Annotated in this window: 14 protein-coding genes and 2 tRNA genes; 5 read left to right on the top strand and 11 right to left on the bottom strand. The window is 75.7% G+C overall.

The genetic code is table 11. The annotated features are described in order from the left end of the window. Positions 1-13 precede the first annotated feature (13 nt). The 3 genes from AB0O00_RS17490 to AB0O00_RS17480 form a co-directional block, all read right to left on the bottom strand. Positions 14-87, bottom strand: a tRNA-Lys gene (locus AB0O00_RS17490). 68 nt (positions 88-155) lie between these two features. After that, complete coding sequence (locus AB0O00_RS17485) at positions 156-716, bottom strand: bifunctional DNA primase/polymerase (RefSeq protein WP_363652662.1); 561 nt, start codon at positions 714-716, stop codon at positions 156-158. A gap of 134 nt (positions 717-850) precedes the next feature. Further along, positions 851-1,225, bottom strand: a complete 375-nt coding sequence (locus AB0O00_RS17480; protein WP_363652660.1) for a hypothetical protein — start codon at positions 1,223-1,225, stop codon at positions 851-853. A 280-nt stretch (positions 1,226-1,505) separates the two neighbouring features. Between AB0O00_RS17480 and AB0O00_RS17475 the strand changes: the two genes are divergently transcribed. Then, the gene (locus AB0O00_RS17475; RefSeq protein ID WP_363652655.1) at positions 1,506-1,808 is read left to right on the top strand and encodes a hypothetical protein; all 303 of its coding nucleotides are present in this window, start codon (positions 1,506-1,508) and stop codon (positions 1,806-1,808) included. A gap of 21 nt (positions 1,809-1,829) precedes the next feature. Here the strand turns inward: AB0O00_RS17475 and AB0O00_RS17470 are convergent, their stop codons facing one another. From AB0O00_RS17470 to AB0O00_RS17460, 3 genes are all read right to left on the bottom strand, one after another. Next, positions 1,830-3,182 carry an AAA family ATPase gene (locus tag AB0O00_RS17470; protein ID WP_363652653.1) on the bottom strand — a complete coding sequence of 451 codons (1,353 nt, stop codon included), beginning with the start codon at positions 3,180-3,182 and terminating at the stop codon, positions 1,830-1,832. A gap of 8 nt (positions 3,183-3,190) precedes the next feature. After that, positions 3,191-4,792 carry a hypothetical protein gene (locus AB0O00_RS17465; RefSeq protein ID WP_363652652.1) on the bottom strand — a complete coding sequence of 534 codons (1,602 nt, stop codon included), beginning with the start codon at positions 4,790-4,792 and terminating at the stop codon, positions 3,191-3,193. Between the two features lie 232 nt (positions 4,793-5,024). Next, the gene (locus tag AB0O00_RS17460) at positions 5,025-6,203 is read right to left on the bottom strand and encodes a hypothetical protein (RefSeq protein ID WP_363652650.1); all 1,179 of its coding nucleotides are present in this window, start codon (positions 6,201-6,203) and stop codon (positions 5,025-5,027) included. 243 nt (positions 6,204-6,446) lie between these two features. Here AB0O00_RS17460 and AB0O00_RS17455 point away from each other — a divergent pair, with 243 nt between their 5' ends. After that, positions 6,447-7,103 (top strand): histidine phosphatase family protein, encoded by a 657-nt coding sequence (locus AB0O00_RS17455; RefSeq protein ID WP_363652648.1) that lies wholly within the window; start codon positions 6,447-6,449, stop codon positions 7,101-7,103. A 47-nt stretch (positions 7,104-7,150) separates the two neighbouring features. Here the strand turns inward: AB0O00_RS17455 and AB0O00_RS17450 are convergent, their stop codons facing one another. Continuing rightward, positions 7,151-8,698 (bottom strand): tetratricopeptide repeat protein, encoded by a 1,548-nt coding sequence (locus AB0O00_RS17450; protein ID WP_363652646.1) that lies wholly within the window; start codon positions 8,696-8,698, stop codon positions 7,151-7,153. Between the two features lie 346 nt (positions 8,699-9,044). Between AB0O00_RS17450 and AB0O00_RS17445 the strand changes: the two genes are divergently transcribed. Further along, positions 9,045-9,566: a hypothetical protein gene (locus AB0O00_RS17445; protein ID WP_363652644.1), complete on the top strand. Its 522-nt coding sequence runs from the start codon at positions 9,045-9,047 to the stop codon at positions 9,564-9,566. A gap of 122 nt (positions 9,567-9,688) precedes the next feature. After that, a complete protein-coding gene (locus AB0O00_RS17440; protein WP_363652642.1) occupies positions 9,689-10,618 on the top strand; it encodes a fused MFS/spermidine synthase in 930 nt (309 codons plus the stop codon). Positions 10,619-10,898: 280 nt separating this feature from the next. Here AB0O00_RS17440 and AB0O00_RS17435 read toward each other — a convergent pair whose 3' ends face one another. From AB0O00_RS17435 to orn, 4 genes are all read right to left on the bottom strand, one after another. After that, the gene (locus tag AB0O00_RS17435; RefSeq protein WP_363652640.1) at positions 10,899-11,765 is read right to left on the bottom strand and encodes a hypothetical protein; all 867 of its coding nucleotides are present in this window, start codon (positions 11,763-11,765) and stop codon (positions 10,899-10,901) included. Positions 11,766-11,874: 109 nt separating this feature from the next. Continuing rightward, positions 11,875-12,321, bottom strand: coding sequence for a DUF4442 domain-containing protein (locus AB0O00_RS17430; RefSeq protein WP_329929065.1), 447 nt, complete (start codon positions 12,319-12,321; stop codon positions 11,875-11,877). Between the two features lie 132 nt (positions 12,322-12,453). Continuing rightward, positions 12,454-12,529, bottom strand: a tRNA-His gene (locus AB0O00_RS17425). Between the two features lie 145 nt (positions 12,530-12,674). Next, the gene (gene orn, locus AB0O00_RS17420; RefSeq protein WP_363652638.1) at positions 12,675-13,277 is read right to left on the bottom strand and encodes an oligoribonuclease; all 603 of its coding nucleotides are present in this window, start codon (positions 13,275-13,277) and stop codon (positions 12,675-12,677) included. 80 nt (positions 13,278-13,357) lie between these two features. On the opposite strand from orn, the gene AB0O00_RS17415 reads away from it, so the two are divergent. Beyond that, a partial coding sequence (locus AB0O00_RS17415; protein WP_363652636.1) for a hypothetical protein occupies positions 13,358-13,603 on the top strand: 246 nt, incomplete at its 3' end.

Here is a 13,603-nt window from a genome sequence, read left to right as displayed (position 1 = left end):
TTCCGGCTGTCTGTGCGCCGCCAGGGACTCGAACCCCGGACCCGCTGATTAAGAGTCAGCTGCTCTAACCAACTGAGCTAGCGGCGCCTGCTGACAGAGAAGACTCTAGCAGCGGCCCCGGCCCGGGCCAAAATCGAATACCGGTCGCGCACTGTTCACCCCCCGGTCACCGCCATTCCGGCGGCGCCGGCCGCGACCGGCTCGCGCGAGGCCCGGACGCACGCCCACAGCACCACCGAGGCGCCCGGCAGCCACGGCTCCCGGTCCTCCGGCGCGACGATCCACCGGCCGGCGCCCAGTCCGGGGGAGTCCGGGCCGTGCACCATCCGCTGCACGGGCGGCACCGTCACCGTGTCGCCCTTGCCGTGGCAGAGCAGCGGCGGCACGTCCCGGGCCCACTCCTCCCAGGCCAGCAGCCGGCGCAGCCGGGGTGCGGCGCCCGGCTGGACGAACAGCAGGGTCCGCCCCCGGTAGGCCGCGACCGGCCCGCAGCCGGGCCCGGAGGCCCACAGCTCGTCCAGCACCCGGCGGCCGAACAGCGACGGCATGCTGATCACGTCGAACGCCCGCCCGCAGGGCAGCACCGAGGGCGCCCACGGGCGGGACTCCCACAGCGCGCGCATGCTGCGCGGGTACTCGCTCGCCGAGGCCAGCCAGGCCTCGCCGGCCACCGTGACGTACTCCACCGACTGATAGGTCCACATCTCCACGCACAGCAGGGTGCGCGCTGCGCGGGCGCGGCCGGGCGGAAAGGGGCGTTCGCCGGACAGGGCGGCGCGCAGCGGCGTACGCTTCCGCCCCGCGCATATGCCAGAGGCGACTTTCCGGAGCCGCGATCCGGCCTTCCGGCTCAGTCCTCGTGGCGGCGCGGCTGGAGCAGGCCGCGGCCGTACTCGATCATCTTCGCGGCGTAGTCGGGGGTCCAGTCCGCCCGCTGCGCGATGTCGTCCTTCGCCAGCGCGTCGAAGCGGCGCGGGTCCGCGAGCTGCGCGGCGGCGACCGCCTGGAAGTCCGTGGCCCGCTCGGCGGCGGCGCGGAACGCCAGGGCCAGCTCGGTCGAGCGGCGCAGCAGCTCCGCCGGGTCCTCGATCGACTCCAGGTCGAAGAAGCGTTCCGCCTCCGGCTCGGCCGCCTGCGGCTCGAACAGCAGCTGCGCCGGACGCAGCCGCCGGGCCGGTGCGGACGGACCACCGGAATCGGACGCCATCGCGTGGGAGTCGGGCATGGACGGACACCTCCGGGTGCTCGGTGAGGGACGGACGGCGGCTGCTCCGGGGCCGCGCCGCCCGGTCGGGGCCGTCGTCCATTGTCGCTCGGAGGCGGCCGATGACGGAACGGTGCGCGTGCGGGCGCTATTCCCCCGTGCGCGCCCCCGGCGCACCCCGGACCGCCGCGCGCCGGACACCTTCGGGTGGTCCCTTCGGCGCGGAGGCATCGGCGCCGGGCGCGGGCCGTTGTGCCGGGTGATCCCTTCGTCGACCTACGGCACCCCTTCAAGGAGAACCATGCGTGTGCGAAAGGCCTTCCCGGTCCTCGTCCTGCCCCTCGCGCTCGTTTCCGCGGCCCCCGCCTTCGCGGCCGAGACCACCGTCGTGGTGACCGGCACCGCGAGCAGGCCCGGCGGCGGATCGACCGCGACCTGCCCGCCCCACAGCCACCTGACCGGCGGCGGCTACACCTTCGCCCCCGCCGGCCCCGGCGACACCGTCCTGGTCAACGCGCCCGTCCCCGGTGACCCGGGCACCTGGTCGGCGCGCGCCGACCACGGCGTCGTCACCGCGTACGCACTCTGCGAGACCGAGGACTGACCGCTCCCGCCCGGGCCGGGCTCAGCGCAGCCGCACCCGGTGCCCGGACAGGTGGTGCAGCACCTGGTGGTTCGCCTCCCAGCCGTCCGGGAACCTGACCGAGACGCCCAACTGCACCGGCTCGGTGGACGGGTGCTCGTCCAGCAGCTCGGCGATCCCGGCCCGGGCCACCACGATGCACGCGTGCCGGTGGCGGGAGGCGAGCACGCAGAGCCGGCCGGTCTCCAGGTGGAAGGCGGTGGCGTCGGGCCGCCCGGAGAGCGGGTGCAGGACGACGGTGACGTCGTACTCGCGGCCCTGCAGCCGGTTCGCGGTGTCCACGGTCACGGCCGGACCGGCCGTCCCGTCCACCGGGACGCCCACCTTGAGCAGGGCCGCGCGGACGGCCGCCGCCTGGTCCCGGTGGGCCGTGCCGACCGCGATCCGGTCCGCGGTGAGCGGGGCCGCACCCTGCTCGGAGTGCGCGGTCAGCCCGCGCTCCAGCAGCCGGCGGACGGCCGCCGCGACGGCCGCCACCGCCTGCGGGTCGGTCCGCACGGTGTGCCGGGCGGGCAGCTCCAGCAGCGCCCAGCCGTGCTCGGCCGCCCGGTCGATCGCCGCGTCCAGCGCCGAGCCGTCCGGGCGGACGGCGGCGGTCAGTCGGCGGTCGTCCGGGCCGGTGCCGGAGCGGAACGGCGTGTACGGGTAGAACGCGTCCGAGATCAGCGGCGCCGCACTGGCCGGCAGCCGCCAGGAGACCGGCAGCCGGTGCGGCTCGATCTGCGGGTTGTGCGCCAGCATCGTCACGACGGCGCTGCTCGACGGGTCGTAGGACAGGCCCGCCCACTGCTCGGTCCCGACCACCGTGAACGGGTCCAGCTGGCCCGGGTCGCCGACGAACAGCGCCCGCTCGAACAGCCGGGCCACGGCGAGCAGCGCGTCCGAGCGCATCTGGTACGCCTCGTCGACGATCGCGTGCCGCCACGGCGCCTCGGCCCGCACCCACTGCCACTTGGCGGAGGTGGAGATCACGACGTCGTGCTCGACCAGGTCCGCGACCTTGTCGGACGGCGTGACGTTGGAGTGCCGCAGCACCTCGGGGCCCGGCCGGGAGTCGGCGGCGTGCAGCCGGCCGATCGTCAACTCCGGTGCCCTCTCCGCCAGCCGACCGACCAGGTCGTCCACCTGACCGTTGGTCTGGGCGACGATCATCAGCCGCTCGCCCGACTCGACCAGCTCCCGGGCGGCGCGCACCACGAGCGTCGACTTGCCGGCGCCGGGCGGCGAGTCCACCACCACGCCGCGTGGGGCGCCGACCGACGGGTGGACGGTCGCCGCCAGGATCCGGGCCACCGCGGCGTCGGCGGCCGCACCCGGGGCCTGCTCGGTGTTCATCTGACGGCTCACTCCCAGTCGAAGTCGCTTGCGGGAAGCGGGGTTTCGGGCGCGCTACCGGGCGGGCCGCCGTGCGTCCACGGGGTGTCGTCCGGCTCGGGCAGCGGCGCGGACTGGCGGACGGTCAGCTCGAAGAGGGTGAACGTCACCGGCTCGCCGGGCTCGGGCAGGCTGCCCGGCTCGGGCTCCTTCTTGCGGCCCATCCCGGACAGGATCCGCAGCGCGAGGGTGCCCTCGGCCGGGTCGACCGCGACGATCTCGGCCTTCTGCGCGGACGGGCCGTGCACCCGGTGCGCCTCCCGGCCGAGGTCGGCGTGCGGGCGGTCGTCGGTCCTGAGGGTGACCAGCGGACGCGGCTTGGGGGAGCGGCCGGAGGTGTCGTAGTCCGGGACGACGTCCGTCACAACGCCCGCGAACGCCTCGCCCGCCAGCCGGTGTTCGGCCATCGCGAGCGGATCGTCCAGCGCCTCCTGGACGTCCAGCCGGGCCTGCTCGCGCTCGCGCTGGGCGAGCTTGCGGGCGGCCGTCACCGCGTCGTCCTGCCGGGGCTGCGGCGGCTCGCCGGCCGCGAGCCGGTCCCGGTGGCCGGTGTACGACCAGCGGTCGCCGGTCCAGCGCTCCTCCAGGTGCCCGGCCGGCGGCAGCGTGCGCAGCAGGTCGATGCCGCGCCACACGTCGTGCCAGGTGGGCATCAGCACGGAGGACAGCGCAGCGCGCAGCTGCTCGACGGCCTCCCGGACGGCCTCGCGGGCGCGCGCGGCGGCGACGTCGTCCCGCTGTTCGGTGCTGTGCTGCAGCGCCGAGGCGGCGGCGTCGTAGCGGGCGATCGCCGGGCCGAGCACGGCGCTGTCGAAGGCCGGGTCGGTGGCCGGGCCGGCCGGCGGGTGCAGCAGCTGCCCGTGCTCGTCCCGGGCGGACTCGGCCAGCTCGGCCGCCTCGGCGCCGCTGCGGCCGTCCGGCGGGAAGTGCCAGGCCAGCCGGGCCGCGAGGTGCTGGTCCTCCAGGTGGCTCTGGCCGGTCGCCCAGTGCCGGGCCAGCAGGCCGGTCATCGGGAGCAGCAGGCTGGAGCCGGGCACCTGGGCCCGGTCGGTGACGTGCGTCAGCCAGCGGCCGAGCAGCGGCACCCGCACCGGCGCCGGGTACGGGCCCGGCTCGTCGTCCTCGACCGTGCGCCGGAACCGCGTCGAGCGGCCGATCAGGGCGAGGTGGTGCACGCCCGCGCCGTTCGGCACGACCAGCTGCGGCGCGTCGGCGCACAGCTCGCGGAAGACCTGGGTCTTCTCGCCGGTCTCCGGGTCCTTCTCGGAGCCCTCGATCTGCTCGACCTCGGCCCCGAAGGACTCCAGGTAGGGCAGGAGGTCGGCGGCCAGCTCGGCCAGGAAGTCGAAGCGCAGCGTGCGGTTGAGCGGCTGCGGAACCAGGTGCAGCCGGGGCGCGTCCCGGTCGGTGCCGAGCAGGACGGCCAGCGGCGCGCCCGCCTCACCGGCGGCGGTCAGCGGGACGAGCACCATCGGGCGGTCGGACAGGTGGCGGTGGCGCACGGTGGCCAGAGGCTCGGCCCGCCCGCTGCGGACGGCCTCCAGCCGGGCGAGGGTGGTCAGCAGGCTCATGCGCCCACCTCGCTGCGCTCGGCAGGGGCATTCGCCCACGCGCGCCTTCCGATGATGAGCTCGCTGTGCTCGCTCATGCGCCCACCTCTCCCCCAGCCTTGGCGGCTGGGAGGTGCCCCCACCGCTCGGCAGGGGCATTCGCCCACGCGCGCCTTCCGATGATGAGCTCGCTGCGCCCGCTCATGGCCCCTCGGTGATTCGCTTGCTCAGGTATCCGGTCACTGGTCTCCGGTCACTTCCCCAGGGCTTCCGCGCGCAGCGCGGCCGCGTAGGCGAGCCGTTCCGCCGCCTCGTCCGTGCCGCTGCCGGTGGCGGCGGCCAGTGCCTCCGTCACCGTCCGGATGCTGCCCAGCTCGCCGCGCACGCCCCGGCCCAGCTGCTCGACCCGGTCGCCGCAGCGGGCCTGGGCGCGGCAGTGGAAGCCGAGCTCGCAGGTCGACAGGCAGTCCGGGCTGTACGCGGCGGGCACGGCCGCGACCGAATCGGCCAGTTCGTCGGCCGAGCGGGCCGGGGTGCCCTCCTCGTCGACCGCGAGGTCGAAGGCGGTGCCCTCCGGCAGCGCGTCCAGCAGCCGACCGATACCGGTCATCCGGCTCAACTGGCGCCGGGTGGTGGCGAGTTCGCGGCGGATGTCGACGGCGACCGCGGTCGGCCGGTTGCCGAAGTCCTTCGGGCAGACCAGCAGCACGCTCAGCCGGGGACTGCCCGGCAGCCGCTGCTCGGCGTACGGGTCCGGCGTGAGCGCCGCGCCGGACCGGGCGGCCGCCGCGTGCTGGAGCGCCAGCACGTACACGGCGGCCTGGCGGGCGGCGGCACCGACCTTGGCCGGGTCCGCGGTGCCGTCCAGCACCGGGAAGGACTTGATCTCGACCACCGTGCACCGCCCGCCGTGCACCACGACGGCGTCCGGCTCCAGATAGGCCGTGCTGCCGGCCACGTCGAGCCGCAGCAGCGGGTGGTCCAGCAGCGTCCAGGCCTCCGGGTCGGCGGCGGCCTCGGCGAGCGCCTCGGCCGTGCGGTCCGCGCGGACGGCCGGGCCCGAGCGCTGCAGGAGGTCCGGCACCGCCAACGGCGCGCCGCCGTCCGGCGGGACGCCGAGGTGGCGACGGAGCGGCTCCAGCAGCGCCGCGTAGCCGTCGGCCTTCAGCCGGGACTCGAAGATCACACCTCGGGCGATCGCGAACGGGGACTGCCCGAACGGTGCGGGCCGGCCGAGCCGGGAGGCCAGCGCGGTCTTGTCGACCCCGGCCGCGTCCAGCACGGCCCTGCGGTGACAGCCCGGATTGGCGGCCAGGGCGGCGAGCGACCGGGCGTTGAGACTGCGCTGCGGCGCCGGACCGCGCAGTTCGGCGAGCCGATGGGCGAGCGGCTCAGAGTGCCCGCGGGAGGGGGCGTTCGTCGAGACGTTCATGGTGCGGCCCAGTGTCGCATCCGGGTCCGACAATCCGGCGGGGATCACCCCGTTCCGGCCTGTTCCGTCTGCGGACCGACTCGGGTGGGGGTTCCGGCCTTCCCCTCGCGCTCTGCTGCCCCGTCCCCGCGCCGCCTCTCCGTCCGACCCGCGTCGTGTCCACCGTCCGGGTGAGGGATCATGGAGCCCGGTGCTCAAGGGTGAGACCGACCGTTGCCGCCGCCCCGTCGCGAGGAGCCCCCCATGCCCGCCCGTATCGTGCTGGTCCGCCACGGCGAGACCGAGTGGTCCGCCACCGGCCGTCACACCGGTCGCACCGACATCCCGCTCACCGAGGAGGGCCGCGCGATGGCCCGGGCGCTCGGAGCCCGGCTGGCCAAGGCGCCCTGGAACGGGCTGCCGGACGCGCTCGTCTACACCAGCCCGCTCGGCCGCGCCAAGGAGACCTGCGCCCTGGCCGGCTTCGGCGACCGCGCCGTGGACCGCCCCGAGCTGCTCGAATGGGACTACGGCCAGTACGAGGGCCGCACCGGCACCGACATCCGCGCCACCGACCACCCCGGCTGGCTGATCTGGCGCGACGGCGTGCCCGGCGGCGAGAAGCTCTCCGAGGTCGCGGCCCGCGTGGACGCCTTCCTCGCCGACCTCAACGACGAGCACGGCGTCCCGGAGGCGGACACCACCGTCATGCACGGCGCCGACCGGGACGTGGTCCTCTTCGCCCACGGGCACCTGCTCCGGATCCTGACCGCCCGCTGGCTGGGCCTGCCGCCCGAGTTCGCCCAGCGCTTCAAGCTCGGCACGGCGGCCCTGTGCGTCCTGTCCTGGGAGTACGGCGCGCCCGCCGTCGAGGTCTGGAACGACCTCTCCCACCTGGAGGGCCTGACCACCGGCCACTGACGGACCGTCCGCCTGAGCTGTCCGCCTGAGCTGCCCGCCGACCCGGCTCAGGCCGCGGCGGCCAGGTCGTACGCGGCCAGGAACCCGTCGACCTCGGCCACCGAGCGGTGCGGCCGCAGCCGTTCGGCGGTGTGCGCGAGCATGCTCCGGATCCGGGCGGAGCGGACCTCGGCGAACAGGGCCACGGCGGCCGAGCCGTGGTGCGCCGCGCCCGCGAGGTCGCCCCGGCCGAGCCGGTCGTGGGCGAGCTCGGCGGTGTACAGCACCCGGTTGCGGACGAAGTGCGGCTCCTGGAGCGTTATGGCGAGCCCGGCCTGCTCGCTGGCCCGGTCCCAGTCGCCGAGCGCGGACCAGCACTGGGACTGGAGTCCGGCGATCTCGGCCTCGCCGAAGAAGGACATCCACTCCGGGTCGGCCTCGCACGGCCCGCGGTCGAACAGCGTGTACGCGCGGGCGATCGCGCGCTCGCAGGCGGATCGGTCCTGCAGGAGCGCCCAGCCGCCGGCCTCGCGCATGGCGAGCAGGGCGAGCAGCCGGTCGGAGTCCAGGTGCCGGGCGGCGGCCTGCCCGGCCTGGGCGGCGCGCAGCGCCTCGCGGGGGCGGCCGGCGTCCCGGGCGAGGAAGGCGCTGTTGCAGAAGACGTGCGCCTCCAGGGCGGAGTCGCCGGCCATCCGGGCGGTGGCGAGCGCCTCGGCGTAGAGCGAGCGGGCGTCCGCGAGCCGGTTCGAGTCGTGGGCCAACCAGCCGACGGAGATGGCGAGTTCGCCGGCCCCGGCCTGGAGCCTGCGCTCCGTCTCGGCGCTGTACTCGCCCTCGTTGAGCAGTACGTAGGCCGTCCGCAGCGACTGCCCGGCCAGCTCGAACAGGGTGTCGCCGCCGTGCACGTCGTCGGCGAGCCGGATGTCCCGGACGGCCTGTTCGACGCCGAGCACCTCGGCGGCGCCGACCCTGCGCAGCGGCACCGGGGCGCTGCGGCCGGGCACCAGGGCTTCGGGGCCGGGGCCGGGGCCGGAGCGGGTGGCGGCCGCGGCCGGCCGGTCGTATCCGATCGCGGTGGCCAGGGCGGCGGAGCCGCCGGTCAGGAACGTACGGCGACGCACGTCGTCGTTCTCCTCGTCGAGAAAGTGCGGTCCGGCGGGCCCTCGGGCCGCCGCCGCCGAGCGCGGCCACGGGGGGCCGTCCGGGGCGGGCGGATCCGCGTACGGCGAGGCAGCGTACGGGAGTTGGGTGGAGAGTGGCGAGCGCGGGGCGGGCAGGGTCGGGAACGGCGGATGGAGCGGGGGTGGCGCGGCGCCCCCGGCGCTGTCCGCTGAGCGGCGGCGGACAGAGGTCCTGGGGGAGAAGCCGAGGTCGGCGAGCGAGCGGCTCGGCCACATGTGCCGGAACACGCGCTCGTAGGCGTAGTTGGGACAGCGGATCTCGCCGGACTCGACCCGTCCGACGTAGCGGGCGTCGCAGGACACGTGCTCCCCGATCTCGCGGGCGGCGCGGCGCACGGCGGTGGCGAACTCGCCGGGTGAGCGGTCGCCGCGCAGTGCGCGCATCACGGTGTTGGGTGACGGGCGGGTCGGCTCGGCCGGTGGGGTGGCTGCCATGGTGCGCTCCGTGGAGGTGCGGGGGGTGGTGTCCGGGTGCTCCGGACGGATCACCGCGGCCCGCCACCGACAGTACCGGGCGTCACTGACCGGATACAGCGCGTTCTCATCCGATGTATGGTCAATCAGGTATAAAACGGGCGTAGTTGCCGAGATCTGCCATGAAATGCCATGCCTTGCTGTAAGGCGCCCCGTGGCCTGGGACGAGGTTCCGGCGTTGTCCTGGTACGTGGAACCCAGGCCGCCGCCCCGGCCCCGTCGCCCGCTCCGGCGGCCCCCACCTCCCCGGACCCCCGGGGCCTCCCGGCGGCCCGGCTTCCGACCCGACGAGGTGACAGGAGGGCCCATGATGGCCACCGGACTGCCGCAGCACCGACCTGCCGTCGGAGGTGTGCTCGCCGGCGCCGTCCCCGCCCTGCTCCCCGATCCCGCCGACGACCGGATTCCGGGCCGCGGGCCGGTCGACGGCGGCCGCGCCCCCTGCGGTGGCCGGAGCCCCGGCCGACGCAGGGGCGTCGACGGGGGTACCGTCCTCCCCGGCTACGACACCGTGACGGTCGCCCTCCGGCACGGCCTGGAGGCGGTGGACATCCTGCGGCTGCGCCGCGCCTGCGGGGCCGTCCTGCAGAGCCGCAACGGCAGCACCGTCTCCTTCTACGTCCCGGCCGGCACCTGTGACACCTGGCACCTGCCCGGCAGCTCGTGCACGCCCGGCGCCCTGCTGCTGCCCGTGACGGACCCGCGCTGGGTGATGCCCCCGGCCACCGCGGCCGACGGCAGCACCCGCCCCACCGACGCCTGGGTGCTCCGCTCCGCCCTCTGCGAGGCCGCCTGCACGCTGACCGCCGGCGGCCTCGGCCCGTTCTAGCGGGCGTGCCGTGCGGATCCCGCCGGGCCCTCGGTCCGTTCTTCCGGCCGGATCCACCCAGCACGCCCGCGGGCGTTCTCCAGTTCGAGTGATCCCATCGACCTGCGCCGATAATGGCTGTCATGGGACGAAGCAGCAGGGCCGCGCGCGGCACCGACCGGGGCCGCGCGACGGCGCAGCCGCAGCCCGACGTCACCGGACCGGGCGGGCGCATACACGCCCAGGGCCCGCTCACCCGTCCCGTCGGCTCGGGCCTGGCCGAGCTCCGGCCGGACCGGGACCGCCCCGCCGCGTGGTCCCTGCTGATCGACGGCGCCCCGCAGTCGATGGTCGACCTCGCCGACCCGACCCACCTCGGCTTCGAGTACCAGCGCCGGCTCGGCCACCTGATAGACCTCGTCGCCCCGCCCGGGCGCCCGCTCACCGTCCTGCACCTCGGCGGCGGCGCCCTCACCCTCGCCCGCTACGTCGCGGCGACCCGCCCGCGCTCCCGGCAGCAGGTCGCCGAGATCGACACCGAGCTCACCGAGCTGGTCCGCGCCGAACTGCCGCTGGAGCGCGGCTGGCAGATCAAGGTCCGCGGCGCCGACGCCCGCGGCGTGCTGGAGCGCACCCCGGAGGACAGCGTCGACCTGGTGATCACCGACGTGTTCTCCGGCGCCCGCACCCCGGCCCACTGCACCACCGTCGAGTTCGCGACGCTCGCCTCCCGGGCCCTCGCCCCCGGCGGCTGGTACGCGGCGAACCTGGCCGACGGCTCCGCCCTCCCGTTCGCGCGTTCCCAGGTCGCCACGGTGGGCGCGGTCTTCCCCGAACTGTGCCTCGTCGCCGATCCCGCGGTCCTGCGCGGCAAGCGCTTCGGCAACCTCATCCTGGCCGCGGCCCACACCCCCCTCCCGATCGCCGACCTCACCCGCCGCGTGGCCACCGACTCCGCCCTGGCCCGCGTCGAACACGGCCAGCCCTTGGCCGCGTTCACCGCCGGAGCCGCCGTCGTGACGGACGCCACGGCCGTCCCGTCCCCGGTGCCACCGGCGGGCGTCTTCCGCTGAGGGACGCGTGTGAGCCGTGCGCGACGTCCGCCTCCTGGTCGCGTTCACCGCCGGAGCCGCCGTCGTGACGGACGCCAGAGCGGCGGGCCTCTCCCGCTGATGTCCCCCGCGACGGCGCGCTTGTCCGTCGCGTCCGTCCGAGCCCAACTCGCCGCGCACGCGCCGCCATGTCCGGTCCGCGGCACCCTCTCCCATGCGCTTGCTCCGCGGCCTCGGCCCAGTGCCCACCCCACCTGGCCCCGGTCGTGAACTCCATCCCCCGGCGCGGGACCCCGTCCGCTCAGTGCCCCCGGGGGAGTCCGCGGTGCTTCCACATCGCCGCCCCCGTCAGCAGGAGCCCTGCGGCGATCGGGGCGAGGACGGCGGTGGCCGTGCCGGAGGCCTCCTTGGCGGTGGTCACGGTGGCCGTGTCGGCGAGTGCGATGGTCGCGGGGCTCCCCGGGGCGGCGGGCGACGGAGACGTGGACGTCTGTGCGGCGTGCCCGGTACCGGCCGTGGCGTCGGGGGCGGTGGGGCCGGAGGGTTCGCCTGACGGTGCGGCGGGCACGGTTGCGGCGGCGGTCGGTTCGGCCTTCCGTACCGCCGATGCGGCGCCGGCGGGGTGGGCCGACCGCGTTCCGCCGTGTTCACCGGTGGCGGCCGCTGGTCCGGAGGGTTCGCCCTCGCGCGGCGTGTGGGTCTCGGGGGACCGGCCCTGGGCGGGCACCGTGCCGAGGAGGCCGGACGCCAGGGCGAAGGCGTCGGGTACGGCGGCCCGTTGCCCGGGGAGGGGCAGGCCGCCGGCCCGGATGCTTTCCTGCAGGCCGCCGCCGAGGGCCCCGGTGGTGCCGGTGAGTTCGCCGACCAGTCCGGGGGAGTTCGCGGCGGGCGTCCGCGCGGCGGTGCCGGTGTGTTCGGCGGACTCCCTGTCGTGCTGCCCCGCCGCGCCGTGGAGGGCCCGCCGGACGGTGGCCTCGGTGGGGGTGGGCAGCGGGTCGCCGGTCGCCGCGTACGCGCCGGTGGCGCCGACGCCCCAGAGCTGTGCGAGCAGTGCTCCGCCGGCCGCGACGGCGCGGGGGCGGGGGAGCCGCCGGCCGGCCGAGCGCCGGGCGCCGGTGACGACGCGGGGGTCGGGTTCCTGGTGCCTGGTGGCGTGATTGGCTCGCATGTGAATTGAGAACGAGCGGACGGGCCGTGAGGTCACGCCGGCCGTCACGGACAGTCATCGCGCACGCGACCCCGGGAGCGCCGTCCCGGGGCCACGGACCGCGCGGCGGTCAGGAGTTGGGACGCAGGGTCCAAGTGACCGTCATCACACCGGTGACGGCGCCGTCGGCGCGGGTGATCTCGACGGTGACGGGGAACTCCGGGCGCTCGCCCGCGTCCAGCTCGGCGACGATGTCGGCGGCCGGGCGGCCCAGCACGGCGGTCGCGGTGACCTCGCCCATCGCGAGCTTCTTGTACGCGATCTCGGCGTTGACGGCGAGCGGCACGGCGCGCGAGAGCTGGTCGCCGAAGGCGGCGAGGACGATGCAGCCGCTCGCGGACTCGGCGAGGGTGAACATCGCGCCGGCGTGCGGCCCGCCGACGTGGTTGTGGTACTCGGGCTGGTCCGGCAGCCGGAGCACGGCGCGCTCCGGGGTGGTCTCCAGGTACTCGAGCTTGAGGGTGCGCGCCATCGGGACGGTGGCGTCGAGCATCTGGCCGATCGAAGGTGTCGTCATGCGGACGATGTTACTGCTCGGTAGCTTCCGGCGACAGGCCCGGCCGCGACGAGCGCTGCTCGGGCGCGATATGAGGGAACGCGAAAACGCCCGAGGGGCCGACCTCTTGAAGAGATCGGCCCCTCGGGCTCGTGGGGTGAGTGACGGGACTCGAACCCGCGGCCACCTGGACCACAACCAGGTGCTCTACCAACTGAGCTACACCCACCATCTGTCCGGCCCGGTCCCGCTCTTCGCGTTCCCGTTCCGACAGGAAGAACTCTACAGGATCCGAGAGGGTGCTCGCGCCACGGTTATGCCCGGGCGTGCGCGGGCACCCTCTCGGGCCCCCGCCGGACCGGCCGGCGCTGGGGTCAGTCCGTCGCGGCCTGGTACTTCTCGGCGATCGCGCGCGCGGTGTCGGTGTCCGGGCCGGGCTGGGGGACGAACACCGCCTCGCGGTAGTACCGCAGTTCGTCGATGCTCTCGCGGATGTCGGCGAGCGCGCGGTGGTTGCCGCCCTTCTGCGGGCTGTTGTAGTACGCCTTCGGGTACCAGCGGCGGGACAGCTCCTTGATCGAGGAGACGTCCACGATCCGGTAGTGCAGGTGGCGCTCCAGGGCGGGCATGTCCCGGGCCAGGAAGCCGCGGTCGGTGGCCACCGAGTTCCCGCACAGCGGCGTCTTGCCGGCCTCCGGCACGTGCTGGCGCACGTACGCGAGCACCCGCTCCTCGGCCTCGGCGAGCGTCACCCCGTGCTCGAGCTCGTCGAGCAGCCCGGAGGAGGTGTGCATCGCGCGCACCACCTCGGGCATGTTCGCCAGCGCCTCCGCGGGCGGGCGGATGATGACGTCGACGCCCTCGCCGAGGATGTTCAGCTCGGAGTCCGTCACCAGCGCCGCGACCTCGACCAGGGCGTCCCGGTCGAGGTCGAGGCCGGTCATTTCACAGTCGATCCATACCAAACGGTCATTCACGCCACTCACCCTACGGCGCGATCACGCGCCGCGGGGACCGGTGGAGCCGAGCGGGGGGCCTGGGCGAGCGCCTCGGCGGAGTGCTCGTCGGACCCGAGGCCGTCCGCGCGGTCGCCGCGCTCGCCGTGATCGCCGCGCTCGCCGTGGTCACCGAGGTCGCCGTGGTCCGCGCCGCCGCCGTGGTCGGCCTCCCGGCCCGGCCGGACGGGGTGCCCGTCCCGTCCGGGCCTGGCGTCCCTCGCCGCGCGGGCACCGTCGACCGCCGCCGCGCGCCCGCCCTGCGGACGGACCTGCGGCGCCCGGGCCTGACGCGCCCGGACGTCGCC

Origin of the sequence: Kitasatospora sp. NPDC093558, assembly GCF_040683475.1 — a bacterium.
Taxonomy (GTDB): domain Bacteria; phylum Actinomycetota; class Actinomycetes; order Streptomycetales; family Streptomycetaceae; genus Kitasatospora.
This window is presented reverse-complemented; position numbering and strand designations above follow the sequence as displayed.

Coding starts and splice junctions, on each gene's coding strand:
- AB0O00_RS17480 (WP_363652660.1), bottom strand. CDS start 1,225: ATGCCCGACTCCCACGCGATGGCGTCCGATTCCGGTGGTCCGTCCGCA.
- AB0O00_RS17475 (WP_363652655.1), top strand. CDS start 1,506: ATGCGTGTGCGAAAGGCCTTCCCGGTCCTCGTCCTGCCCCTCGCGCTC.
- AB0O00_RS17450 (WP_363652646.1), bottom strand. CDS start 8,698: ATGGCAGCCACCCCACCGGCCGAGCCGACCCGCCCGTCACCCAACACC.
- AB0O00_RS17435 (WP_363652640.1), bottom strand. CDS start 11,765: ATGCGAGCCAATCACGCCACCAGGCACCAGGAACCCGACCCCCGCGTC.
- AB0O00_RS17465 (WP_363652652.1), bottom strand. CDS start 4,792: ATGAGCCTGCTGACCACCCTCGCCCGGCTGGAGGCCGTCCGCAGCGGG.
- AB0O00_RS17440 (WP_363652642.1), top strand. CDS start 9,689: ATGGGACGAAGCAGCAGGGCCGCGCGCGGCACCGACCGGGGCCGCGCG.
- AB0O00_RS17445 (WP_363652644.1), top strand. CDS start 9,045: ATGATGGCCACCGGACTGCCGCAGCACCGACCTGCCGTCGGAGGTGTG.
- AB0O00_RS17470 (WP_363652653.1), bottom strand. CDS start 3,182: ATGAACACCGAGCAGGCCCCGGGTGCGGCCGCCGACGCCGCGGTGGCC.
- AB0O00_RS17430 (WP_329929065.1), bottom strand. CDS start 12,321: ATGACGACACCTTCGATCGGCCAGATGCTCGACGCCACCGTCCCGATG.
- AB0O00_RS17455 (WP_363652648.1), top strand. CDS start 6,447: ATGCCCGCCCGTATCGTGCTGGTCCGCCACGGCGAGACCGAGTGGTCC.
- AB0O00_RS17460 (WP_363652650.1), bottom strand. CDS start 6,203: ATGAACGTCTCGACGAACGCCCCCTCCCGCGGGCACTCTGAGCCGCTC.